Origin of the sequence: Faecalicatena contorta (assembly GCF_003149105.1) — a bacterium.
Lineage (GTDB): Bacteria > Bacillota > Clostridia > Lachnospirales > Lachnospiraceae > Muricomes > Muricomes contortus_C.
Genome location: NZ_QGDS01000004.1, coordinates 37062 through 62893, shown reverse-complemented (window position 1 = coordinate 62893; position 25832 = coordinate 37062). Strand labels below are relative to the sequence as shown.

General features: G+C 41.3%; 25 protein-coding genes. 17 read left to right on the top strand and 8 right to left on the bottom strand.

The genetic code is table 11. From position 1 onward, the window contains the following. Positions 1-11 precede the first annotated feature (11 nt). Both A8805_RS08250 and A8805_RS08245 read left to right on the top strand, forming a co-directional pair. Positions 12-1322 carry a serine dehydratase subunit alpha family protein gene (locus A8805_RS08250; protein WP_109709938.1) on the top strand — a complete coding sequence of 437 codons (1311 nt, stop codon included), beginning with the start codon at positions 12-14 and terminating at the stop codon, positions 1320-1322. 50 nt (positions 1323-1372) lie between these two features. Further along, positions 1373-2128, top strand: a complete 756-nt coding sequence (locus A8805_RS08245; protein WP_109709936.1) for a helix-turn-helix domain-containing protein — start codon at positions 1373-1375, stop codon at positions 2126-2128. Positions 2129-2283: 155 nt separating this feature from the next. On the opposite strand, the gene hcp is transcribed toward A8805_RS08245, so the two are convergent. Beyond that, on the bottom strand, positions 2284-3834 hold the full coding sequence (hcp, locus tag A8805_RS08240) for a hydroxylamine reductase (RefSeq protein ID WP_334294047.1): 1551 nt from the start codon (positions 3832-3834) through the stop codon (positions 2284-2286). A gap of 342 nt (positions 3835-4176) precedes the next feature. On the opposite strand from hcp, the gene A8805_RS08235 reads away from it, so the two are divergent. The 14 genes from A8805_RS08235 to A8805_RS08170 all read left to right on the top strand — a co-directional run bounded on the left by A8805_RS08235 (position 4177) and on the right by A8805_RS08170 (position 17854). Next, on the top strand, positions 4177-4932 hold the full coding sequence (locus A8805_RS08235; RefSeq protein WP_109709933.1) for a DeoR/GlpR family DNA-binding transcription regulator: 756 nt from the start codon (positions 4177-4179) through the stop codon (positions 4930-4932). Between the two features lie 28 nt (positions 4933-4960). Beyond that, positions 4961-5632, top strand: coding sequence for a fructose-6-phosphate aldolase (locus A8805_RS08230; RefSeq protein ID WP_109709931.1), 672 nt, complete (start codon positions 4961-4963; stop codon positions 5630-5632). Between the two features lie 18 nt (positions 5633-5650). Further along, positions 5651-7129, top strand: a complete 1479-nt coding sequence (gene xylB / locus A8805_RS08225) for a xylulokinase (protein WP_109709929.1) — start codon at positions 5651-5653, stop codon at positions 7127-7129. 302 nt (positions 7130-7431) lie between these two features. Continuing rightward, entirely contained in the window at positions 7432-7599 is a 168-nt protein-coding gene (locus tag A8805_RS08220; RefSeq protein ID WP_109709927.1) for a YezD family protein, read from the top strand. Between the two features lie 107 nt (positions 7600-7706). Then, positions 7707-8600 carry a radical SAM protein gene (locus A8805_RS08215; protein ID WP_109709925.1) on the top strand — a complete coding sequence of 298 codons (894 nt, stop codon included), beginning with the start codon at positions 7707-7709 and terminating at the stop codon, positions 8598-8600. A gap of 31 nt (positions 8601-8631) precedes the next feature. Beyond that, the gene (locus A8805_RS08210; RefSeq protein ID WP_109709923.1) at positions 8632-8973 is read left to right on the top strand and encodes a NifB/NifX family molybdenum-iron cluster-binding protein; all 342 of its coding nucleotides are present in this window, start codon (positions 8632-8634) and stop codon (positions 8971-8973) included. A 38-nt stretch (positions 8974-9011) separates the two neighbouring features. After that, positions 9012-9869, top strand: coding sequence for a nitrogenase iron protein (gene nifH, locus A8805_RS08205; RefSeq protein ID WP_109709920.1), 858 nt, complete (start codon positions 9012-9014; stop codon positions 9867-9869). A 12-nt stretch (positions 9870-9881) separates the two neighbouring features. After that, positions 9882-10820: a cysteine synthase A gene (gene cysK, locus A8805_RS08200; protein ID WP_109709918.1), complete on the top strand. Its 939-nt coding sequence runs from the start codon at positions 9882-9884 to the stop codon at positions 10818-10820. Between the two features lie 64 nt (positions 10821-10884). Next, positions 10885-12228, top strand: a complete 1344-nt coding sequence (locus A8805_RS08195) for a nitrogenase component 1 (protein ID WP_242992305.1) — start codon at positions 10885-10887, stop codon at positions 12226-12228. 12 nt (positions 12229-12240) lie between these two features. Then, complete coding sequence (locus A8805_RS08190; protein ID WP_109709913.1) at positions 12241-13743, top strand: nitrogenase component 1; 1503 nt, start codon at positions 12241-12243, stop codon at positions 13741-13743. 74 nt (positions 13744-13817) lie between these two features. Continuing rightward, positions 13818-14789 (top strand): ABC transporter permease, encoded by a 972-nt coding sequence (locus tag A8805_RS08185; protein WP_109709911.1) that lies wholly within the window; start codon positions 13818-13820, stop codon positions 14787-14789. Then, positions 14783-15574, top strand: coding sequence for an ABC transporter ATP-binding protein (locus A8805_RS08180; RefSeq protein WP_109709909.1), 792 nt, complete (start codon positions 14783-14785; stop codon positions 15572-15574). The genes A8805_RS08185 and A8805_RS08180 overlap by 7 nt, the downstream gene beginning before the upstream one ends. A gap of 59 nt (positions 15575-15633) precedes the next feature. Further along, positions 15634-16683: an ABC transporter substrate-binding protein gene (locus tag A8805_RS08175; RefSeq protein ID WP_109709906.1), complete on the top strand. Its 1050-nt coding sequence runs from the start codon at positions 15634-15636 to the stop codon at positions 16681-16683. A gap of 226 nt (positions 16684-16909) precedes the next feature. Further along, positions 16910-17854 (top strand): DMT family transporter, encoded by a 945-nt coding sequence (locus A8805_RS08170; protein ID WP_109709904.1) that lies wholly within the window; start codon positions 16910-16912, stop codon positions 17852-17854. A 152-nt stretch (positions 17855-18006) separates the two neighbouring features. On the opposite strand, the gene A8805_RS08165 is transcribed toward A8805_RS08170, so the two are convergent. The 7 genes from A8805_RS08165 to A8805_RS08135 all read right to left on the bottom strand — a co-directional run bounded on the left by A8805_RS08165 (position 18007) and on the right by A8805_RS08135 (position 25189). Then, entirely contained in the window at positions 18007-18360 is a 354-nt protein-coding gene (locus A8805_RS08165; protein WP_109709901.1) for an Hpt domain-containing protein, read from the bottom strand. A gap of 16 nt (positions 18361-18376) precedes the next feature. After that, entirely contained in the window at positions 18377-19186 is an 810-nt protein-coding gene (locus A8805_RS08160) for a Cof-type HAD-IIB family hydrolase (protein ID WP_109709899.1), read from the bottom strand. A gap of 2 nt (positions 19187-19188) precedes the next feature. Then, complete coding sequence (locus A8805_RS08155) at positions 19189-20559, bottom strand: UDP-N-acetylmuramoyl-tripeptide--D-alanyl-D-alanine ligase (RefSeq protein WP_109709897.1); 1371 nt, start codon at positions 20557-20559, stop codon at positions 19189-19191. Between the two features lie 23 nt (positions 20560-20582). Further along, on the bottom strand, positions 20583-21635 hold the full coding sequence (locus A8805_RS08150; protein WP_109709894.1) for a D-alanine--D-alanine ligase family protein: 1053 nt from the start codon (positions 21633-21635) through the stop codon (positions 20583-20585). 18 nt (positions 21636-21653) lie between these two features. Further along, the gene (locus A8805_RS08145) at positions 21654-23108 is read right to left on the bottom strand and encodes a nicotinate phosphoribosyltransferase (protein WP_109709892.1); all 1455 of its coding nucleotides are present in this window, start codon (positions 23106-23108) and stop codon (positions 21654-21656) included. 156 nt (positions 23109-23264) lie between these two features. Beyond that, positions 23265-24281 (bottom strand): GGDEF domain-containing protein, encoded by a 1017-nt coding sequence (locus A8805_RS08140; RefSeq protein WP_109709889.1) that lies wholly within the window; start codon positions 24279-24281, stop codon positions 23265-23267. Between the two features lie 173 nt (positions 24282-24454). Further along, positions 24455-25189 carry a lysophospholipid acyltransferase family protein gene (locus tag A8805_RS08135; protein WP_109709887.1) on the bottom strand — a complete coding sequence of 245 codons (735 nt, stop codon included), beginning with the start codon at positions 25187-25189 and terminating at the stop codon, positions 24455-24457. Positions 25190-25414: 225 nt separating this feature from the next. On the opposite strand from A8805_RS08135, the gene A8805_RS08130 reads away from it, so the two are divergent. Beyond that, positions 25415-25822: a protease complex subunit PrcB family protein gene (locus tag A8805_RS08130; RefSeq protein WP_109709885.1), complete on the top strand. Its 408-nt coding sequence runs from the start codon at positions 25415-25417 to the stop codon at positions 25820-25822. The last annotated feature ends 10 nt before the right edge of the window (positions 25823-25832 follow it).

Below are 25832 nucleotides of genomic sequence, written 5' to 3'. Positions count from 1 at the left end.
AGAGGGATACTGTGCACGTATTGTCAGAGATAATCAAAAAGGATATGAAGCCGGCCTTAGGAGTAACAGAACCAGGGGCCGTTGCTTTTATTACTGCAAAAGCCCGTTCCTATACGTCAGGCGATATTGAAAGTGTTGATGTATCTATGAACAGCGGAATGTACAAGAATGCATTTACCTGTGGAATCCCAGGAAGCTGCGAGGTGGGAACTGTTTTTGCTGCTGCCCTTGGAGCCGTTGCGGGTAATGCCCAAAAGGGCCTGGAGTCGCTGGCAGACGTGACACCTCAGGATAATGAAATGGCAAAAGACCTGGTGAATAAAGGAAAGGTAACAGTCCGCCTCAGTGGAATAGACAGCCGTATTTTCATGGAAGCAACAGTAAAAGCAGAATCTGATGAAGCGGTTGTGACAATCAGGGATTCTCATACAAATATAACCAGGATTGCGGTGAATGGGAATGTGATTTATGAATCTCCGCTTTACATAGCAGATGTTGATGAGAGTGAAGAAGGGGACGCAGACGTGCAGCCTTTGATTCATGATTATACACTTCAGCAATTGTATGATTACATCACAACAGTAGATATTCAGGAACTGGAATTTATCAGGGCGGCATATGAAGTAAATTATGAGTTGTTTGAGGAGGGGCTGCACCATCCAAGAACAACCTTTTCGCGTTTTCTGCTGAAAATGAACGATGGGAAAATCATTTCAGATAATGAGCAGACAACCGCATCATTACTGTGCAATGCTGCAATTGAGGCCCGTGTAATAGGACTGGATAAACCCGCAATGAGTATTACGGGTTCAGGAGCACATGGCATTATTGCTACAATGCCCTTGTATGCTGCCTGTAAAGTAAACAGTTACAGTGAAGAGAATTTACTACGCGCAACCGCGCTGAGCTATCTGATTTGTATGTATATCAAAGAGTATTCCGGGAAATTGTCCGCATTTTGCGGCTGTGCCATTGCCGCCGGAACGGGAATGGCATGTGCTCTTGTATATTTGCGGGGCGGTGATGTAGAAATGATGGCCCACACCATAAACAATATGGCCAGCAGTATTACAGGCATGATTTGTGACGGAGGAAATCAGGGATGTACCATGAAGGGCATTGCGGCAGTTGATGCGGCTTATAAATCAGTAGAATTTGCCATGAATGGTATTTATATTGACAATGTCCACGGCATCAATGGGAAAACCCCGGAGATGACAATGAAAAATATGGGACTGATAGCTTCTCCCGGTATGATTGGGACTGAGAAAACAATCGTGGAGATTTTTGAAGCTAAATTAAAAAGTGAAAAATTGATATAATTAAGATAGATGCAAAATCATTCTCAAAATAACGTATAGGAGAATATAAGATGAGAGCGCCTTTTATGATATCAGATGTAATTGACTATGGGGACCAGGTATGTTCGGATAGCTGGATATCAGTGGATGATGGAGGTTTATTCCATAAGCTGTATTACGTAAGAGGAGGAGAAGCATTTTATTCTGACGGTGAATGCGAGCTGACTCTTAGATCTGGTAATCTTTATTTATTGCCAATGTACCGCCGTTTTCAGGTGCGGCACCAGCCACAGAATCCGTTTACAGTCACATGGATGCATTTGGAGTCTTCCCAGGCGCTTTGCTATCATCCGGTATTAATTGAACTGGAAGAAGGGTCTGTCATGGAGGAGATGCTGCTTTTGCTAAGACGTACCATTCAGGAAAGGCAGTTGAAACTTCTTTTACCGTTAGCAGAGGCGGTAATCAGTTTGATGAGTGAGAGTTGTAATCTTATGCCGGTCCTTCCGGCACGACTGGAGGATATCCTCAAATTACTGCAAGAAAATCTAGACCGGATATTAAGTAACGAAGAGCTTGCAATACAGGCAGGATATAGCAAGAGTCATTTAGTACGTTTGTTTAGAGAATACTTGGGGGTGTCTCCCAGGCAATACCAACTGCAGGCCAGATTCAATCAGGCGAAAAAGTTGCTGCGCCAGGGAATTCCATCCAATGAAGTAGCAGAGGTGCTGGGGTTTTCCAGCTCGGCATCCTTTGGGCGTGATTTCAAAGGGGCATTCAACATAAGTCCGGGACAGTATCAAAAAATGGATGGAGTGCCATAAATTATTATGCCTGGGTATACAAGTTTAGATAAATTACAGAGCTTTCCTTTTAGTTTTATTATATAATTATAAAGTGCGTCTCCAAGTCTGATATGTTACCGTCATATAGGACTTGGGGACGCACTTTTTCCATCACCTTTGATAGTGGTTGCAGACTATCCCAGTATTCTTTGGATATCTTCTTCCACAGTACTAATTTTTGCAAGATTATAATTTTCCGCAAGCACATCCATCACAGCCGGGGATATAAACGCCGGGAGAGTCGGTCCCAGCAGCATATTCTGGATGCCCAGAGAGAGAAGCGTGAGGAGAATACATACTGCTTTCTGTTCATACCAGGATAAGACTAATGAGAGCGGCAATTCATTTACACTGCATTCAAAGGCATCAGCCAGGGCGAGGGCAACCTGAATTGCACTGTATGCATCATTACACTGCCCCATGTCCAGTATTCTTGGTATTCCTTCTATAGATCCCAAATCCAGGTCGTTAATACGGTATTTACCGCAGGCCAGAGTAAGAATGAAAGTGTCCATAGGGAGGGCTTTGGCAAATTCGGTATAATAGCTTCTGCCGGGAGCTGCGCCATCGCATCCGCCGATTAAGAAGAAATGACGTATTTTACCATTTTTAACAAGATCGATAATCTTCCCTGCCTGAGACAGTACAGTCCCGTGGGCAAATCCTGTTGTAACCGTAGAACCTCCATTGATACCGGTCATAGGATGATCTTCCGGATATCCTCCGCATTCAATTGCTTTTTCAATGACAGGTGTGAAATCTTTATCTTCACCAATATGCACAAGTTCGGGGTAGGATACGATAGATGTGGTAAATACTCTGTCGCAATAGCTTTCTCTGACCGGCATTAAGCAGTTTGTAGTGAACAAAATAGGTCCGGGGATGTTGTGGAATTCAGACTGCTGGCTCTGCCATCCGGTTCCAAAGTTTCCTTTTAAGTGCGGGTATTTTTTTAACCCCGGGTATCCGTGGGCAGGAAGCATTTCACTGTGGGTATAGATATTAATGCCTTTATCTTTTGTTTGCTCCAGGAGAAGCTCCATATCGTGCAGATCATGCCCGCTGACTACGATAAATGGTCCCTTTTCAATGGTGAGAGGTACTGTTGTCGGCTCCGGAGTGCCGTAGCTTTCGGTGTTGGCCTCATCTAAAAGCCCCATGCATGTAAGGTTTACCTCACCTGTTTTGAGAACCAGGGGAAGCAGCTCGTCCATGCCGTAATCTTCACCGATTGCACATAATCCTTCATAAAAGAAGTCAAACACTTCATCATTGGTAAAGCCCAGCACAAATGCATGATAAGCATATGCGGCCATGCCTCTGAGTCCGAATAAAATCAAAGATTTCAGGGAACGGATATCCTCGTTGGCCGACCATATTTCTGAGACATCATAAGCTTCAGCGTCGGGATCAATTTTATCCTTTTCTGCATATACATCCTCCATAAGACTGATAATTGTATCATTATAAAAGTTCACGTTTGTAATAGTCGTAAATAATCCTTTTAATACCAGCTCATTTGAGGCGTCTGTTGCTCCGGCTGATTTAACAGCCCTTGCAAGCCCGATAAGTGCATTGGTCAGCTCATCCTGAAAATTTGCTGTATCAGCTTTTTTTCCGCAGACACCAGCACGGCCTTCACAGCCCGTATTGTGGGCGGTTTGCTGGCACTGGAAACAAAACATATCTCCCATAAATAACTCTCCTTTACACATTTTTTGTTATTATATCCAAATAATTTTTTACTATTCGGGCAAAAGCTTATGCTTATTGAACGACTAAGAGCCAATAAATGTACTTATGCTTATTAAATTATTAATATTCAATAAGATATACTTCTTGAACTACTAATGTTCAAGAAGGTGCACACGAATATAGGATTGACTTATCTAAAATATCGTAATATAATTAATTTGCAAACGTAAATTATATTTGTTTCGTTCGTAATATTTGAGGTAATATAGTTTTTTAAAGCTGTATAAACAAAGTAGGATGGATTAAGAATCCGTCATGACTGGAGTGCTTTTATGGGAAAAGTAGAGGAGAGACAGTCCAGAATTCTGGAGATATTAAGTGTCAGCGGAAAGAGTGAGGTTACAGAGCTTGCGGGACTGTGCGGTGTATCTCTTGTAACAGTCAGAAAGGATCTGACTGAGCTGGAGACCCGGGGACTGCTCCGCCGGGAACAAGGGTATGCGATATTAAATGAAGAAAATGATATGAGGCGCCGTCTCGCTGCCAATCATTCTACGAAGGTCCGGCTTGCAAGAGAGGCAGCATCCCTTATAGAGGATGGAGATACGGTTATGATTGAATCCGGCTCCTGCTGTATCCTGCTGGCCGATGAGATCAGCCGTACAAAACGAAATGTGACGATTGTTACCAACTCTGTTTTCATGGCCGATTATATTGGAAGGGCTTCTAATATCCACCTGGTTCTGCTGGGAGGGGATTACCAGCCGGATTCTCAGGCTGTTGTGGGACCTATTACCCGGCTGGGAGCGCAGTCCTTTCATGTAAAGCGCTTTTTTGCGGGTACAGACGGCTATCATCCACAGATAGGTTTTACAGGAGATAATCATCTGCGTGTGGAGACTTTGAGAAATCTTGCCCAAAATGCAGAAGAAGTGGTGATTCTCACGGAATCCTGCAAGTTTACAAGGCAGGGCGTCGTTCCTGAGTTTTCCCTGGATGAGGTTCAATATCTGATTACTGATTCCGGACTTCCGGAGGGGATTGAAAAGGAACTGGCGGGATATGGTATTCATGTGACAAAAGTTTAATATTTAAAAAGAAAAGGAGAAAACTATTATGGAAATCTTATTAGACACTGCGAATTTAGAGGACATACGCAAGTACAACGAAATTTATGACATTACAGGTGTAACATCAAACCCAACGATCCTATCCAGGGAAAAGGCGGAGTTTTTCCCCCTTCTGCTTGAGATCCGCAATATCATTGGCGACAAACAGCTTCACGTACAGGTGACAGGAAGTACCTGTGAAGAGATGCTGAAAGAGGCTGAGGCCATTACCAATAAACTGGGAAAAGATACTTATATTAAGGTTCCGGTGAATGAAGAAGGAATTAAGACTATGAAGGCGTTGAAGGCCCAGGGATACAAAATTACAGGGACAGCAATCTATATGCCTCAGCAGGCTATGCTTGCCTCAACTGTAGGTGCAGATTATGTAGCCCCTTATTTCAACCGTATGAATAATATGAATATGGACAGTATGAAAGCAATTGAAGACATTGCATGGCTGTTTGACCATTATCAGAGAGACACAAAGATACTTGCTGCCAGCTTTAAAAATACAAATCAGATTATGGATGCTCTTCTTGCAGGTGCACATGCGGTTACAGCTTCTGTGGATCTTTATACACAGATGGTAGAGAGCCCGGTGATTGACGCAGCAGTTTCAGCCTTTGCAAATGATTGGAGGGCATTGTACGGGGACAAGAGGATTTACGAATTCTAGAAAACAGGAGATTTTTCCATGGCTCAATATATTATCGCCCATGATTTGGGGACATCAGGAAACAAAGCTACACTATTTACAGTCGGCGGCCAAATGGTCAAAAGCTGTACCATTCCATATGACGTACACTTTTTTGGGAAAAATTGTGCTCAGCAGAATCCGTCAGATTGGTGGGGGGCAGTATGCCGGGCAACAAAAAATATACTGGAGGGTGTTGACAAGGCAGATATTATAGCCCTCTCTTTCTCTGCGCAGATGCAGGGCTGTCTTCTGGTGGACAAAGAAGGAAATCCTCTTCGTCCTTCGATTATCTGGGCCGACCAGCGTGCCCTGAAAGAGGCGGAACATCTGGAGAGAGAAATTGGTTTTGATAAAATGTATGAGATTACAGGTCACCGCCTGAGTCCCAGCTATACTCTGGAAAAAATTATGTGGCTGAAAGAACATGAACCCGAAGTCTATAAAAAGGCCTACAAATCGCTCCAGGCGAAGGATTATATTCTTTATCGGCTGACCGGGGAGTTTGTGACGGACTACTCTGATGCATCCGGTACCCATGCACTGGATCTGGAACACCTGTGCTGGGCGGATGAAATATTGGAGGCTTCCGGCATTGACCGGGATTTACTGCCCCGGCTGTGTAATTCTACGGATATTGTAGGAAAGGTTACAAAGGAAGCCGCAGAAGCTACCGGACTTTGTCAGGGAACTCCGGTTGTCTGCGGAGGCGGGGACGGTCCGTGTGCCGCGGTGGGAGCCGGTTGTATTCACGATGATGAATTATTTGTAACCTTTGGAACATCTGCATGGGTGGGAGGAACAACAAAAAAGAAATTTTTGGATGATGAGAAAATTTTCTTCTGCTTTGCCAACGTTATTCCGGGCAGGTATATGCCCTGCGGAGCAATGCAGGCAGCAGGCAGTTCCTATTCTTATATCCGCAGCATTCTGGCACCCGGCCAACCATACAGTGAGTTAAATACTTTGATAGAAAATTCGCCGGCAGGTGCAAAAGAGCTGCTTTTCCTTCCCTATATGCTGGGCGAGCGCAGTCCCCGCTGGAATGAGGAGACAAGCGGAGCCTATCTTGGAATTAAGATGCATCACAGGAAAGAAGATTATATCCGGGCGGTCATTGAAGGCGTTGCATATAACCTGGAGTTAATTCTTGCCTCCTATAGAAAATATCTGCCTGTAGAGAACCTGATACTCACCGGAGGCGGCGCAAAAGGAGATGTTGTGTGCCAGATACTTTCTGATGTGTTCCGTGCCAGGCTTTCCACACCGGACCATGTTGAAGAAGCGACTTCTATAGCGGCAGCTATGATTGCAGGCGTAGGTGTGGGGGCTTATGACAGCTTTGAAGATGTCACCCGATTTCTGAAGTTTCAGAAAGAGTATGCTCCAAACCAGGAAAATCAGGCTGTTTATGACAAAATGAAACGAATTTTTGATGCCAGTTATTATGCATTGGAAAATATCTATAAAATGTTTTAAAGAAGTGATGTAGTATATTCTGCCTCTTGCAGCAAAACAGAGAAAAAACGCCCTCAATCCCAATATATAAGGGGTTGGGGGCTTGCTATTTCGTAAGAAAGTCCCAGTGTTTTTTTGCTTCTTTGGTATGTGCTAAAAACTTTTTTATTTCGACAAGGGACAGAAATCTATTTAACCTGTCCTATTATTTTTTATAATAAAAACCTATAATACCTATTGACAAAATATGTTTAAACATTTATACTATAAAAAATCTATATAAAACATATCAGAATAGTAGGAAATAATCGAGGGATAGAGATATGGAGGAGAGCAATAAAAGGCATGGTAAAAAAAATGTAATAACAGAAAAGGACATTCAGAAGGTAATTGAGTTTATCGAAGCAGTTCAATACGGTTCCATCACTCTCGTTATTCAGGATGGAAGAATAGTACAGATAGAAAAAAATGAAAAAGTAAGGATGAAATAAAAATGGTGATCAGACAACTGAAGCCGAACAGACTGGGACATAGTTCATGTCAAAGTCAGTTCGGTTTTTTATTTTACCCAAATTGAAATGAAGGAGGTTTGGATTCTATGAGTTTAACACTAGAACCAAATAAAGAGAAACTTGCCTATGTTTCTAACAGGCATCCATGTTTTGGTCAAGGTCCTAATGTAAACAAAGGAAGAGTACATTTGCCGGTCAGTCCTACCTGCAACATTCAATGTGCTTTTTGTAAAAGAAGTATTAACAAATTAGAGCAAAGACCAGGAGTCACGGGCAAGCTTTTAAAGCCACAGGAGGCAGCAGACATTGTAAAAAAAGCATTGGAACTTTGTCCGGAAATTACTGTAGCCGGAATTGCAGGACCGGGAGACACATTAGATACCTGTTTCGCCATAGATACATTCGAGCTTATAAGCAAAAGACATCCTGATCTTATCAATTGTCTTAGTACCAATGGACTTTTACTGGAAAATTATGCAGAAAAACTTGTTGAAGTAGGTGTCAGAACCATAACAGTTACAGTAAATGCAGTAAATGCCTGTATCCTAAAGGATATTTGTCTTTTTATCATGTACGGAGGTAAAAAGTATGAGGGACTTGAGGGAGCAGAAATCTTAATTGAAGCTCAGAAAAAAGGTATTAAAAAAGCTGTTGAGTTAGGTGCGGTAATAAAAATTAATGTTGTTTTAATACCTGGAGTAAATGACGGACATATTGAAGAAATAGCCAAAACCGCAGCAGAGCTGGGAGCTTCCTTTATAAACATTATACCGCTGATTCCCCAGCATATGTTTGCAGACAAAGCAGAACCCACTTGTAATGACTTACATAAGGCCAGGCAGACAGCGGAAAAATATCTGCCGGTTTTCAGGCATTGTCAAAGATGCAGGGCAGATGCCTGTGGAATTCCCGGCAGGAAAGAGGTGGCAGACTTACTTTATGATTATAGGGGAATAGAACAGACTTTTTCCCATGGCTAATGTCTGAAAGATAAATAAGGTGGTGACAAATATGGAATATAAGATTGGAATTGCATCCACGGATGGTAAAGTAGTGAACCAGCATTTTGGCCATACAAAAGAATTTCTAATAGTGAAAGTGGATGAGAAAGGAGAAAGTCATTTCCTTGAAAAAAGGAAAGTCACACCTCCATGTAATGGCGGAGAACATAGTGAAGAGCGGTTGTCCAAAGTTGGGGAAGTTATTTCTGACTGTAAATATATACTCTGTTCCCAAATTGGCCCTGGTGCAGAATTATATTTGAAAGAAATAGGAATTACTCCCTACGCAATCCCTCATTTTGTAGATTATGCGGTTCAAAAAATAATTCAATATGACAGAAGGCTGAGATAACCAAAAAGCTATAAAAATTAGTAATAGAGGAGATAGAAATGGCGGAAAAGATTATTAGACAAATTGCAATTTATGGGAAAGGGGGAATTGGGAAATCTACAACGACTCAAAATCTGACAGCAGGTCTTGTAGAAGCGGATAACCAGGTAATGGTAGTAGGATGTGATCCCAAGGCAGATTCAACCAGGCTTTTACTGGGTGGATTACATCAAAAAACAGTATTGGATACTTTGCGTGAAGAAGGAGAAAAAGTAAATCTGGATGACATTATGAGAAAAGGATTTAAAGGTGTCAAATGTGTAGAATCAGGAGGACCGGAGCCTGGAGTTGGATGCGCGGGAAGGGGGATTATTACTTCAATTGGCCTGTTGGAGCGGCTGGGGGCATATACAGATGATTTGGATTATGTATTTTATGATGTTTTAGGAGATGTTGTATGTGGCGGCTTTGCAATGCCCATAAGAGAAGGAAAAGCAAAAGAGATATATATTGTGGCAAGCGGAGAAATGATGGCTCTTTATGCGGCGAATAACATTGCAAAAGGGATACAAAGATATGCCCTCAAAGGAGGGGTCAGATTAGGAGGAATTATATGCAACAGCAGGAATGTAGAACGGGAATATGAATTATTAGCTGCCTTTTCAAAAGAATTAGGAACCCAGTTAATTCATTTTATTCCCAGAGATAATATTGTACAGCATGCAGAGATTCGTAAAAAGACTGTTATTGAATACAATTCTGAATCAAACCAGGCTAATGAATATAGAAGTTTAGCAAAAAAAATCAAAGAAAACACCATGTTTGTCATTCCTAAACCAATGACTGGGGAAAGATTAGAAGAAATTTTATTTGAGTATGGATTAATGGATAATCTACAGGATGACTATAGAATTTAAAGGAGAGAGATTATGGCAAAAATAGCAAAAAAACTTACAGAACTAATAGGAAACACTCCATTATTACAGTTAACAGACTATAGCGAAGAAAAAGAAATCAGAAGTAATCTAATTGCTAAACTGGAATATTTTAATCCATTGGGTTCTGTAAAGGACAGAATTGCCCTGGCAATGATTGAAGATGCAGAAGAAAAAGGCCTGATTAATAAAAACACAGTTATTATTGAACCTACCAGCGGAAATACAGGTGTAGGCTTGGCTTTTGTGGCAGCTTCCAAGGGGTATAAAATTATCTTGACCATGCCGGATACCATGTCTGTAGAGAGAAGAAAGCTTTTATCTGCTTTAAGAGCAGAATTGGTATTAACTCCCGGTAAGGATGGAATGAAGGGGGCCATAAGAAAAGCAGAAGAGCTTTCGGCAGTATTTCCTCATTCTTTTATTCCACAGCAGTTTAATAATCCTGCGAATGCCCGGGTACATAAAGAGACCACCGCTCAGGAAATATGGAGAGACCTGGAGGGAAAGATAGATATCTTCGTTGCCGGGGTAGGAACGGGAGGTACGATTACAGGTGTAGGAAGGGCTCTAAAGGAAAAGAATCCTGATATTAAAATAATTGCTGTAGAACCGTACCCTTCTCCCGTATTATCAGGAGGTGCGCCGGGTCCTCATAAGATTCAGGGTATTGGAGCCGGATTTATTCCTAAGGTACTGGATACAGATGTAATAGATGAGATATTTAAAGTACAAAACGAAGAAGCCTTTGAAGCATCACAGGACTTATCAAGAACAGAAGGATTATTAGTAGGAATATCTTCAGGAGCAGCAGCTTTTGCAGCAGCCCAGGTTGCAAAAAGGAAAGAGAATGAAGGAAAAAATATAGTGGTAATTTTGCCGGATACAGGAGAAAGATACCTGTCAACTCCATTATATGATTGGATTAATTAGAGAAAGAGATGTGGTTACAGTATGGGAAAAGTTGTTTTTAAAATGAAGAAATTAAGGAGGGAAAATGATGGGGAAGTATGTTGACAGACCCAGGTACGGGTGTGCATTGGGAGGGGCCTTATCCTTATTACGGGCTATTCCAAGAGCAATTCCAATTATTCACTCTTCTACCGGATGCGGCTACAATGTTTACAATGGAATCAATGCAGGGGCAGCCTACTTTGGCGGAGGATATTGTGGAGGAGCTGCATTGCCCAGCAGCAATATTATCGAGAAAAACGTAGTATTTGGGGGAGAAGACAGGCTTGCGGAGCAGGTTGAGAAAACAATAGAGATTATGGATGGTGACATTTATGTTATTGTAACCGGATGTATGGTGGAGATGATTGGTGATGACATCTATTCGGTAGCCAGAGAATTCGAAGAAAATGATAAACCTGTAATTCCGGTATCTACGCCAAGCTTTCAGGGCAACTCCTATACTGGTTATGATATGGTATTTTCTGCATTGGCGAAAGAATACATAGAGGCGGAAGAAGAAAAAAAAGTCTGTAAGGTGAATGTAATCGGAATTGTTCCGGGAGAAGACGTATTTTATAAAGGGAATTTAAAGGAAATTAAAAGGATATTGGAGCTTATTGGAATAGATTCCAATACTTTTGTAGGAGAAGGAGAAACCCTGGATAATTTTAAAGAGGCTGGAAATGCAAGTCTTACGATAGTTTTATCAGATGTATATGGAGTGGAAACAGCCAAAGTCTTTGAGGAGATACATAAGATTCCCTATTTGCTGACAGGTCTTCCTATAGGTTATTTGCAGGTTGAAAAATTTTTATATGAGGTTGGAGAAGCTTTAAATATAGATAATGAGGTAATTGAAAAAGCTCTTGAAGCAGAGAAAGAGACTTATTTTGATTATTTTGAAAGAATTACGGATATTTATAACGATATTGATTTACAAAGATACGGAATTGTTGTAGCAGATGCCAATTATGCACCGTCAGTCAGCCGGTTTATATCAGATGAATTAGGATGGCTTCCCCAGTTGGCAATGATAACAGATTTTTTAACAGAAGATCAAAAGAGCAGGCTGGAGTCCAGATTTGAGAATTATGATTCCGAATTAAAGCCTTTAGTAAAATTTGATACGGATGCTTCGGCAGTAAAAAAATATATTAGAGAACTGTGGCCGGCAGATCGAAATGAAAGATATTATGACGCCATGGGGCCAGGATTTATATTAGGCAGTGTGATTGAAAGGGATTTTGCAGATGAATTTAATTATCCATTATTATCCATCGCCTTTCCTGTAACTAACCGTGTTATATTCAATCGTTCCTATGCAGGCATAAACGGTGCACTTACATTGACCGAAGATATATTTTCGTTATTAGTAGCAGGCAGATAAGGGAGGAGAAGAATGAGCTATCAGGTAGAAAATTCAGCACCCGCTAGAGAAGAGCGTTTAAAGGCAGGAATTGCTTTTGGAGGAACGTGCAGAGAATTAAAATGCAGCATGAATAAGGGAGGCTGTTTAAATGCAGCTAACAGAAGCTTTTCCCAGACTTATGGCTGCCAGTTTACGTTAAGTCTTGGAATACTTAATACCATACGTAATGCAGTAGTTATTATGCATGGCCCTATAGGATGTGGATTTTGTTCTACGGCAACCATTGGAACAGGAAAGTTTTATAAACGGCTAAGAGATCCTCAGGCAAACGGAACCATTTGGCTAAGTACAAATCTGGATGAGTCTGCAGTTATTGGGGGAGGAGAAGAAAGTCTTAGAAAAACGGTGCTTTTTGCAGATAAAGAATACAGGCCGGAAACAATCATAGTAGTAAGTTCCTGTGTGCCGGCTCTGATTGGTGATGATGTTGATGGAATTGTACAGTCCCTTCAAAGTGATGTGGCTGCAAAACTGGTACCGGTAAACTGTGAAGGATTTAAAACAAAGGTTATGGCTACTGCCTATGATGCTGCTTATAATGGAATTATGAAGAAACTGGTAAATCCTTATGGAGAATGGAGAAAACTCACAGAATCAGATAAGGATAAGATTGACAGAGATTACAGAATCAGCAGAAAAGTTAATATTTTTAATGTGGGTTCCATGAGCCGGCAAGATGAAGTTGAGCTTGAAAGATTACTAAAAGCTTTAGGCTTAGAGGTTACATTTCTGCCCTGTTATTCTGAACCTGATGATTTTTCTATTTCTTTAGAAGCAGCGTTGAATGTAAGTATATGTGGTACCCATGATGATTATTATTTACAGTTTTTAAAAGAAAACTTTGGGATCCCTTATATCATTGATACCATACCCATCGGACGTAAAAATACAGACAGATGGATATTAAAAATTGCTGAATTCTTCCACCTGGAGGATGAAGCAAAGTCTTTAATTGAAAAAGAAAATGAAATTCTAAATAAAAGCCTTGATACATTCCGGGAAATATTAAAAGGAAAAAAGGTCTTTATAGGCGGCGGAGAGGTTAGAATATTATCTACTGCAGAGGTGCTTCAGGACTTTAATATGGAAATTGTCGGACTAAAAGGGCATCATATTGACAAGTTTGTAGAGCCTATCTTTGAATCCTTAGAAAATATTGATGATGTATCTATCAATATAGCAACTCAGCATCCTTTTGAGCAGGCTAATATAGTCAGGAAGATTAAGCCGGACGTAATTGTTATTCATACAGGAGGCAATAACATTAGTGCAAAACATGGCCTGCCAATTCTTCCCCTTTATGGGCCCAGCTATAATTATATGGGGTATACAGGAGTATTTGAGATTGGAAGGCGGTTAGCAAGAGTTGTAAAGAATTATCAGTTTAATAAAAATATAAAAAAATACAGGCCATTGCCATTTAAAGAATCCTGGTATGAAAAAAATCCATACACCTATATTAAAGAAAATTAGAAGGTTGACCAAAAAAATTGGAGACTTGAATTAACTAACTATTAATTCAGGTCCCTTTTTAAAAGGAGAAAAAGATGGAAAAAAAGAAATATCCGGCAGGATTGGATATTAGAGTACTGGTGCCGATTATAAGCTTAAGCCTGTCTCTGATACTACATATATTACTGCCGGCTAATAAGAATTATACGCAAAAGGAATTTGCCTACTATACTGGTTTTTTAATTCTTATGCTGGTAATTTACACTGTTGTTATGATTATTACTATATTTCATAAAAGTTTTCGTAAAAAAATGGCCCATAAAAGCTGGTTTATAGGAGTTGCATTTTTACTGCTAAATTTATACAATCTTGCAACCATTAAATTTATGTTAATTCCAAGCATTTATTTTCCCAGCCCCGAAATAATTTTCAGGGTGTTTATAAAGGACGGGGCATTCTTGCTAAAATGTCTGGGATACTCGGGAAAGCTTTTAGTAACGGGTTATCTATCAGGCTGTATATTGGGGATTTTGACAGGAATCCTGGTAGGATGGAGTACTTCATGGAATTACTGGATTAACCCTGTGATAAAGGTTATCGGACCAATACCTTCTACCGCCTGGGTACCTATTGCTTTAGTTGCATTTCCTACTTCTTTTACAGCAAGTGTTTTTTTAATAGGGCTTGCGGTATGGTTTCCAACGACAGTGCTTACAAGTTCCGGTATCTCAGGTGTGAAGCAGGCATATTTCGAAGTGTCCAGTACTCTGGGAGCATCTACTATTCAAAATATATTTAAAATTGCAGTACCTTCTGCCATGCCCAGCATATTTATTGGAATATTTAATGGGACCTGTGCTTCGTTTTTAACTTTAATGACAGCAGAGATGCTGGGGGTTAAGTATGGGCTTGGCTGGTACATTAACTGGCAGAAGGATATGCTTTCTTATCCGAATGTCTATGCAGGATTGATAACTATAGCCGTTACATTTTCATTGTTAATTACCTTGTTGTTCAGAGCAAGAGACAAAATTTTAGTATGGCAGAAGGGAGTGATTAAATGGTAAAAGATATTAATGGTAAAATAGAAGCTCTTCATGTCCATAAATATTTTATAAAGCCGGAAGGAGAGAAGGTATACGCCCTTAACGATGTAAATGTATCCATAAAGCCAGGAGAGTTTATTTCTTTAATTGGTCCTTCAGGATGCGGAAAAACAACATTTCTAAGACTGGTTGCAGGTCTTGATAAGGCGAATTCAGGGGAAGTAACCCTGGACGGAGAAAAAATTGTAAATGCGGGTTATGAGAGAGGATTGGTATTTCAGGATCCGACCCTGTTCCCCTGGCTTAATATTAAGGAAAATGTAGCTTATGGGCTGAAAACGAGAAAAGTCTATAAAGATAAAAAAAATGAAGTGAATGAGTTTATTCATTTGGTGGGCTTAGACGGTTTTGAAAAGTCATACCCTCATCAATTGTCTGGAGGTATGGCACAAAGAGCTGCTCTGGCAAGGGCATTGGTAAACCATCCCAAGGTGCTTCTTCTGGATGAACATTTTGGGGCACTGGATGCATTTACCAGAATGAATATGCAGGATGAACTGCTTAAAATATGGAAAGACAGAAAAACTACAATGATAATGGTGACTCATGATGTAGATGAAGCAATTTATCTAAGTGACAGAATTGTAGTAATGTCAGCCAGGCCGGCCAAAATTGAAGATATAATAGATGTTGATATGGGACGTCCAAGGGGGAGGGATATGCCGGAATTTTTGAACATGAGAACTAAAATATTACAGATTCTGGATTTTGCCGGTAAGCGGGAGGAGCCTGAATACATGATATAAGGAGAATGGATTTGTAATAAATGATAAACATAGTGAAATTTTATATTAGGAGGTTATTTATGAAAGTAAAAAAATTAGCAGCAGTACTTGTAAGCGCAATATTTATGTTATTAGTAATAGGATGTGATAAAAAGGAGGCTCAAAGCGACAGTAAAGAGGTAAGCCAGACTTCAACACAGGAAACTGCCGTTAAGGATGATTATGTTATTAAAGTGGGGTATGGAGGAAGTTTGTGCGAAGCTCCAGTTCATATTGCATATGAAAAAGGATATTTTGAAGAACAGGGAATTAATGTTGAGCTTATTAAACTGAATCCTGGTACGGGATTTGATGCAATTACTACAGGAAAGGTAGATGTAAATTTTGCTCTTTTGGCAAGTCTGGTAGATCCATTAGCGAATGGACTTCCGGCAAAAATTACAACAGGAGTACATACAGGATGTGATAAAGTATTGGTAAAAAGCGATTCAGGAATTGAATCAGCTAAAGATTTTGTGGGTAAGAAAGTTGGAGTTGCAAGTTATACAGCAAGCCCTTATATATATTTAAGAAGGGTATTGGCAGATAATGGTGTAGGGGTTAACGTTGATAATGCAGAAGTAGAATTTGTAGTATATGGAGCAGCGGATCTTCCATTGGCTTTGGAAAACGGAGCAGTGGATGCGATTGCAATGAATGATCCGACTGCTTATATTGCAGCAGATGAATATGGATTTGTTACTTTATTCGACTCAGCTATAGATGAACCTTATAATGAACAGTATTGCTGCTCAATTTATATCAGAAATGAGTTTTTGGAAGAACACCCTGAGCTTGCAGAAAAGTATACCATAGCAATTCAAAAGGCAAGTGCCTGGGTTCAGGAAAACCCTGATGAAACAACTCAGATACAGGTGGATAATGAATGGGTAGCAGGTGATGCAAAAGCCAATGCAGAAGTATTAAAAACATTTAATTATATTCCATCCGCCAGCGGAGCATATGAAGCATTTGGCATAGTAGCAAAGGAGATGCAGGAAATAGGAATGATTAGTGAAGATGTAAATGTTGAAAAATTAATAGAAAATAGCTTTGAACTCTTTGATGGACTTCCCGAGGAATATAAATAGGCCGGATATTTTGAGTTTTGCAGCAAAATAAAGTGAAAGATGCCCTCAATCCCAGTATTTGCAAGGAATTGGGGGCTTGCTGTTTTGTCATAGCAGATAGGCCCAGTCTAAAATAAGCAATGTGTAACTGCAAAACAATAGAAAAATACCTACAAAATGTTTTAAAGAAGTGATATACTGTATGAGGCAAAAGGGGAACATGCAAAAGTAAAGGACGACATAGAACATGAAACAGAAAATAAAAAATAACAGTATGCTGATGCTGACAGCTTTAATTTGGGGAAGTGCTTTTGTGGCGCAGAGTGTAGGGATGGATTATATAGGTCCATTTACCTTTAACTCAATCAGATGTCTGATGGGTGCTCTGGTGCTCCTTCCGGTGATTTGGATTTTGGGGCGGAAGAGCAGGCCGAAAAGTGCCGGTGTACAGGACTCTCATACTCAGGCTGGAAAAGAGGATAAGAAAACACTGTGGATTGGGGGAATCCTTTGCGGGATTGCTCTGGCAGCAGGAAGTTCCTTTCAGCAGGTAGGACTTCTCTATTCCAGTGCCGGAAAAGCTGGGTTTATAACAGCATTGTACATTTTAATTGTACCCATACTTGGGATTTTTGTTGGAAAAAGAGTAGGGATTAAAATCTGGGCAGGTGTGGGAATTGCAACTGTGGGAATTTATTTTTTGTGCATAAAGGAAGGGTTCTATATTGTTTTCGGAGATTTGCTCATGATGGCAGGCGCCCTTATGTTTGCCATACATATTCTGATTATAGATTATTTTGCACCCAGGGCGGATGGTGTGAAGCTGTCCTGTATTCAGTTTTTGGTATCTGGCATTCTCTGTGCGGCTCCTATGCTGATATGGGAAAAACCGACAACGGGTGAAATACTTGCCGCACACCTGCCGTTGCTTTATGCAGGCGTTCTGTCATGCGGAGTTGCTTATACCTTGCAGGTAATTGCACAGAAAAATGCAGACCCTACGGTGGCTTCCCTGATATTGAGTCTGGAGTCTGTGTTTGCAGCATTGACAAGCTGGGTAATTATGAATGAAACGCGGACACCAAAAGAATTATTTGGCTGTGTTTTAGTCTTTATTGCCATTATTCTTGCACAGCTTCCTGAAAAAGCGCCCCAGAGGGATAAAAAACAACAACAGCTGGAATCTTCCTAAAAACAGGGGGTTCTGGCTGTTGTCATTTTATATAATAAGAAACTACGTTTCTTATTATATAAAAACCCTCCGGGGGATTGCACTGGGTTGTAAGAGGTAGATGTCGCTATGCGGCCAACTCAGGCGCAAGAGTTTGCTTTGCAAACTCTTTGTTATTCTAACAGAGTCCGGATTTTATGATACTCAGCATCTACTTTGCTGTATTTTTTGTTCAAGGCTTTCTCATCGAGAGTATCCAGAGGCGTTTGTCTGAGAAATTCCGTCAGCTCGGAAGCCGCTTCCGCCAGGGGTGTCAGCTCCAGGTTCAGGCACAGGCCTTTGAGAGTATGTATGGCCCGGAAAGCATTTGTGTAATCCTTTTTCTCGATAGTCTCTTTTACCTGAAGAAAGCTGGTATCTTTCAGGAACATATGCAGGTATTTTGAAATACGTTCGTCATCTGACAAACGGCGCAGCGCGTTGGAATAAGAAGCGCCGATTGCCTCATAAAAATCATGTGGGTTCACAACAATCCCCTTTCTTCTATCTCATAAACTTTTCAATGACGTATAAAATTCCGTCTTCATCATTGGACCGGGTAATAAAATCAGCAGTATCTTTCACAATATCCTGGGCATTTTCCATGGCAACTCCCAGTCCTGCATATTCAATCATAGAAACATCATTATATCCGTCACCGCAGCATATCATCTGATCGGCAGTCATCCCGAGACTGTTAAGCAGCTTTTGAAGAGAATAGGCTTTGTCAATGCTCTTAGGCATGACTTCCAGAAAAAATGGTTCTGAGAGATAAACATTAAGATATGTGTGAAAATGCTTCTTCATGGCAGCCATTGCCTCTTTTACAATGGCTGGATCTCCTGTGACCAGCAGCTTGTTTATCGGGAATTGCAGGTAGTCAACAAAGTCAGGAACCTCCACCACCGGCATTTTATTAATGAAAGCTTCCCGCTGGGTATACTCGTTGGGGGTAATACCGGACAGGATATTCTCTCCCTCATATGTCAGGACATCCAGATTAGGAAAAGAGGCGGTAATTGCACATACCTCAGGTATAACCTCAGGCGGCAGTGTCCGGCTGTAAAGTACTTCCCCGTCATAGCAGCGGGTAATGCGTGCTCCGTTAAAGGAAAGGATGTAGCCCCCATATTGGTCCAGCTTTAATTCTTCTGCAAGAGGCTGCACACCATTAATAGGGCGGCCGCTTGCAAGTACCACTTTTTTGCCTTCCTGCTGTAATTCAATAAGAGCGTTTCTTGTAGGTTCCGTAATTTCTTTTTTAGAATTGGTCAACGTACCGTCCAAATCAAGTACCAGCATTTGATAATCCATAATTACCTCGCCTTCAGAGCTTCTACGATTTCAGGAAATTCCATTCCATGGGAAGCTTTTACTAATACTGTATCGCGGGCTGTTATCAGAGAGTCTATATGCTCCAGGAATTCAGCCTTTGTTTCATAATGGTAGATGTCTATATCTGGATTTTCCCCTGCAGCACCCCGGGCAATCTCCTCAGAGAGAGTACCAATACAGATGAGCTGGCTGATGCCGGCTTTCGCAGCATATTGCCCTACCTCGTAGTGCATCTCCTGTTCTGACGGCCCCAGTTCAAACATATCTCCTAAAATAGCAACAGTACGTCCATCTGCCTGGCTGAGAACATCTAAGGATGCTTTCATGGAGTCGGGGTTGGCATTATAACAGTCATCAATGATGGTCAAGAGTGGGGTTTCAATCAGATTGTTACGGCCTGCAAGAGGCACCAGTGCCTCAATTCCCCGTTTGATTTCTTCATCGCTCATATCAAGGGCACGTCCTACGGCAACTGCCGCCAGGGCGTTGTAAACCATATGTTCTCCCGGAACAGAAATATGTGCTGTAAATTCTGAATCAAGGGTGAGGAATGTTGCAGATGTCCCTTTCAGTCCCAGGTTCTCTACATTTTTAACGGAATATCCACATTGGGGGCCGAACCCAAAGAATATGGGATGAATCCGGTTAGCAGGAGTGACGGTCTGAAGCATATCATCATCCCCGTTAAGGATAATGCTTCCCTGTGGATTCATAAATAAAAACATCTCTGTTTTTGCCTTCAGAATGCCTTCTCTGGACTTTAGCTGCTCCAGATGTGCACAGCCGATGTTTGTGAGAACACAGATATCGGGCCGGGATATTCTGGCCAGCAGCTCCATTTCACCGAAATCACTGATTCCCATTTCCAGTATGGCAACTTCATGCTCTTCTTTAATGTTAAAAATGGTGAGCGGGAGGCCGATTTCGTTATTGAAATTACCTTCTGTTTTTAACATATTATATTTCTGACTGACAACGGAGGCAATCATTTCTTTTGTACTTGTTTTGCCCACACTTCCTGATATTCCCACCACCTTCAGGCGAAGGGAACGGCGGTAGTGCTCTGCAATATCTCTGAGTGCCTGGGCACAGGAATTTACCATAATATAAGGATATGCAGCATTTTCTATACGCTTTTCAGATACGGCACATAATGCACCGTCATGAATAGACTGGGGGATAAACATATGCCCGTCTACACGTGCACCCCGGATTGCTATAAAAAGACAATCCTTCTGAATCTTACGGCTGTCTATGGTAACACTGCTGACTTCCTTATAATAACTTTCTTCATCCCCATAATAAATGCCGCCGCATGCGACGGAAATTTCTTTTAATGTCATATTTCTCATGGTACATACCATCCTTTACTACATCAATATCTTGCTTTCAGGGATTTTTGGATAATCAATTCACATAAATCACCATACTCTATGCCCGCAGCTTTAGCTTCTTTTGGAAGAAGGCTGGCGGGAGTCATGCCGGGAAGAGTATTCATCTCCAGGCAATAAAGGTTTCCCTCATCATCCAGGAGAAAATCAGCCCGGCTGTATACGTTCAGTTTCAACGCATGATAAGCTTTTACTGTAAGAGCCTGCATTTTTTCAGAGATTTCCCGGCTGATGTCGGCGGGGCAGACCTCATGAGTGGCTCCGTCCTGATATTTGTTGGCATAATCAAAAAAGCCCGTTTTCGGAATAATTTCAATGGGAGGAAGCGCCTCGCCGTCTATGATACCGCAGGCAAATTCACGTCCTTTGATATAGGATTCAACAACAACCTCGTCCTCATACCGGAAGGATTTGGACAGGGCATGTGTGTATTCCTCCTGAATGTTTACAATATAAACACCGATGCTGCTGCCGCCGGAACATGGTTTTACAACTACCGGAAATTGCAGCCCCAGTGATTCCAGAGATTTGTCAGAGACATCTTTATGAAGGCTTACCCCCTGGGGAGTATCAATGCCTGACTGCAGGAATACCTGCTTGGTAAAGCCTTTATCCATAGCAATGGCACAGCCCAGTGAATCCGGGCCGGTATACTTAATTCCGAGTAAATCGAAAGTGGCCTGCAATTTTCCGTTTTCGCCTTCTCCCCCGTGGAGGCCCAAAAATGTAATATCAGCCATACGGCAGAGTTCAATCACATTCGGTCCAAGGAAACAATTGGATTCGCCGGGGCGGGAATCCTTGATTGCTTCAATATCAGGCTCGTCGGTACTGATGCTTTTTGCAATCTCAAGTCCATGTCCGGGAAGCTTGAAAACTTCCTCTAAACGGTCCGGGTCATAGTCCAGACCAAGAAAAACATCCAGCAAAAATACATCATGTCCCTTTTCCAATAATGTTTTACAGATACCTGCACTGGAGGAAAGTGACACGTCGCGTTCTGAGCTGAGTCCTCCGGCTAATACAATAATTCTCATGACAATAAAATCTCCTTTTTAATACTCCTTGTTCATATCGTTCAAAAGCTTTGTCTTTGTATCATAAAGCTTCTGGGATAAGTCTACGTAAACCCGGTGAGGATAGAACAGACGCTTTGTTTCGTCCCAAAGCGTATCTTTCTCCTGTTTGCAATATTCTGCAATCTCCATGACAGATGGTGATTTGTATACACATTCACCGTGAATAAATATGGGCTTTAACATCTCGCGCATAGTGTAACTGCCTCCGGGAAGCCGGGTTTTCTTCCAGGTTGCATTGGGGTCGAACAGTAAAAGCTCCTGGTTGGTATCATAAACTTCATCAACGAAACAAACCAAATCTGCCCGGATTTTACCGGTCTTTTTATCATATACACGATAGATTGTCTTGTTACCCGGATTTGTAATCTTTTCAACATTTTCTGAAATCTTAATTTTGGGAATGAATTCTCCCGCCTCATTCTGTATAGCTGCCATTTTATACACACCACCGAAAGAAGGGCAGTCTTTGGATGTAATCAGATTTGTGCCTACTCCCCATGAGGTGATTGCAGCACCCTGCATCTTCAAATCGTGGATTAACAGCTCGTCCAAATCATTGGATGCAGCAATAAAGGCGTCTGTAAAACCAGCCTGATCCAGCATGGCGCGTGCCTTTTTGGACAGATATGCCAAATCACCGCTGTCGAGACGGATACCGTAGGATTTTGGGGTTATTCCCTCGTCACGCAGCTCCTGGAAGACACGGATTGCATTGGGAACACCGGATTTCAGGGTGTCATAAGTATCTACAAGAAGAGTGCATGAATTCGGATATAGCTTTGCGTATTCTTTAAAAGCAGTATATTCATCCTTAAAAGTCATAATCCAGCTATGGGCATGCGTTCCCATAATCGGGACGTTAAAAAGCTTGCCTGCCAGTACATTAGAGGTACCTACACAGCCTCCGATCATAGCGGCTCTTGCACCATACAGACCGGCGTCAGGCCCCTGGGCACGGCGCAGGCCAAACTCCATAATACCGTCACCCTGGGCGGCAAAAACAACACGGGAGGTCTTTGTCGCAATCAAACACTGATGATTGATAATATTCAAAATTGCAGTTTCAACAAGCTGTGCTTCCATGATAGGAGCAACCACTTTCAGGATTGGTTCTTTTGGGAAAATGACACTCCCCTCAGGAATTGCATAGATGCTTCCGCTGAAATGGAAGCCGCTCAGATAATGGAGGAAATTCTCGCTGAATATACCGAGTCCCCGCAGGTAATCTACATCTTCATAGCAAAAATGCAGGGTTTTAATGTATTCAATGACCTGTTCCAGTCCTGCCATAATAGAGTACCCGCTTCTGTTTGGGTTACTTCGGAAGAATACATCGAATACAACGGTTTCATTTTCCTGAGTTTCAAAATAGCCCTGCATCATAGTCAGCTCGTACAGGTCTGTCAACAGTGTAAGATTTTGCGCACCCATAAATAATCTCCTTTTGAGTCATCAATATTCATTCTGAACTTTTTGGGTAGTGACATGTAAATTTAACCGCAGTGAAAAGTTTGTTTTTCACTTTCATTTTCTATGGAATCAAGTATAACATATGTAAAAAGAAAGTAAAAGGAAAAGAGTTTGTATTCAGGTATGACAGTTTTCCAATGCACCATCACTAGCCTGATAGATGGTGATGCTGCCCTTATTCTTTTTGGATTCATACAGTGCATGGTCAGCATGTTCAAGCAGTTCCAGGGTAGTGATGCCGTGCTCGTAACGGGCAATCCCGAAACTGGCGGTGACTCCCCGGAAGTCCTCAAAATGCTTAATCTCCATGAGCTCCCGCTGGATGCCATGACATGTTTCTAAAACATTTTCCATAGGCTCATTTTTAAATAAAATACAGAACTCGTCCCCTGCAAAGCGGAATGCCGGGTGGGGCTCACTGTACTGTTTTAATATGGCGGCAAATTCTTTCAAAAAATCATCGCCTCTTATATGTCCCAGCGTATCATTTATCTTTTTGAAATCATCCACATCAATCATGGCAAATATAAAATTATCACGACTGCTTTCTATCGCATCCAAATGTTCCTGCAAGGCTGTACGGTTGTAAAGAGAAGTCAGGGTGTCACTCAGCAGCTTTGTCTTTAGCTGGAACCGTTCTATTTCTCTTCTGACACTGGCTTCATTTTTTAGCCGCTCATAATAAAGGACGACTAATGAAATAGCATAAATAAAAATCAGTATCGCCAGAGTAATCCCGAAATTGATGACTCCCTCACTGTCCTTAAAAATACTGACTTTATCCGGATCCCAGAAAATCAGTAATTCTCCCACTATTTCCGTAATCAGGCCAAGAAGTGCCGTTGTAGTCGTAAGACGGTAGTCCCCATATACTGTGGTCAGTATAATTGGGATTCCAAACAGCATATGGAGAGCCGGAAAGATATTATGGACAATAAGCAGGATGAAACAAATCACAACCAGGCAAAGAGATACTGCATATTTTTTCAGAGTTCTGCTTTTACTGTTTTGAAGCACTAAATATAAAATGCCGACTGCTATTAAATTCAGTACTGCGGGAGACACAATATATTTGAATATATAAACTGGTATCGTTGACGTTGGAATATCCAAACGGTATAATACCCAAAACATTAATAGTTCTACTCAAAAAGCAGTAAGTACAGACCAAAGATTGATTCTTTTGTGTAATTCCATCCAGCGGTCTTCGATTCTTGCATCTTCCTCTTGAATTTGGATAATAGGTGGATTCTGCATCCAGCTTTCACCTCTTTCTTATCACTGTATCCTCAGCATGGCCGGGCAGATTATACCAAGTCTGCATTTTTGTGAATCGTCTCCCGGATTATATTCTGTACATAATTACCGATATGCTTTTTATCTTCCTTGTCCAAAACATTTGGATAGATAGGCTTTCCATATTCAATTATTACATGAGTTTTCTTAATCCGCGGAAACTGCTTCTCAAATATAGCGCAGGTATTATTCAGAGATATCGGTACGATAGCACAGTTTGTTTTAACCGCGATTTTAAAAGCCCCGTCTTTAAACGGCAGCATACTCAGTTCCTCTCCCTTATTTCTCGTACCTTCCGGAAAAATGCAGATAGAGATTCCTTCTTTAATATAATCAATAGCCTGCAAGATAGTTTTCAACCCCTCTTTTGGATTCTCACGGTCCAAAAACAGACAGTACAGATAACGCATCCAGGTGGAGAGCAGCGGAATATGCTCCATTTCTTTCTTGGCAACGTATCCGGTCAAGCGTTCGCACCGGCTGTAAGTAAGCAGAATGTCAAAAAAACTGCGGTGGTTGCCGATATAAAGTACCGGCTCATCGGGAATGTTTTCCGCACCGATGATGGTGGTCCGGACACCGGTCATTTTCAACATCACACGAAATGCCCATTGTACGGCGCGCAGGGAGCTGTAGTCCCGCTTACTGCGGCTGAATTTTCCAATAATCCATTCCACCAAAAACACAGGAATAGAGAAAATTAAATATAAAACCAAAAAAATTGAAATACATATAAACCGGAACATCAGAGGAACCTCTTTTCTTTAAAATGTCATGCATTTGTAATTATACAAAAGCAGACATTAAAAAACAAGTAATGTAAGGAATATTCAATAGAAAACGTAAGTTTTTATAGAGGAAACGGATAAAAAAGGTTCTGCTTCAGACTAGTTATATGCAGTACCGAAAAAAGAATAATCGGGACATTTACATAATAAGATAATAATGAGAATATACCGCGGGGATTGGATATGAAGAAGAAAATATTGTATCTGGCGGGGTTTTTGCTTGTGCTGATGCTGACGGGATGTATTTCGCGGCCACAGAAAACCGAAAAGCTGCGGGATTTGGAGTTTACTGTTATAGATAAGGAGAGGGTACCGAATGAACTAAAGCAGGCAATTCTGGAAAGCAGAGAACTGCCATTTAAGCTCACATATGCGGACCAGGGGTATCTGTTTATTGCAGAAGGATATGGCCCCCAGCCGAAAAGTGGGTACAGTGTGGAAGTGACAGGACTTTATGAAACAGAAAATGCTGTTTATATACATACGAATCTGTTGGGCCCTGAAAAGGGGGAAAAGACGAAAGATGTGACGACTTACCCTTATGTAGTGGTAAGAATGGAATATATAGCAAAAAATGTTGTTTTTGATTAGAGGAGGATGC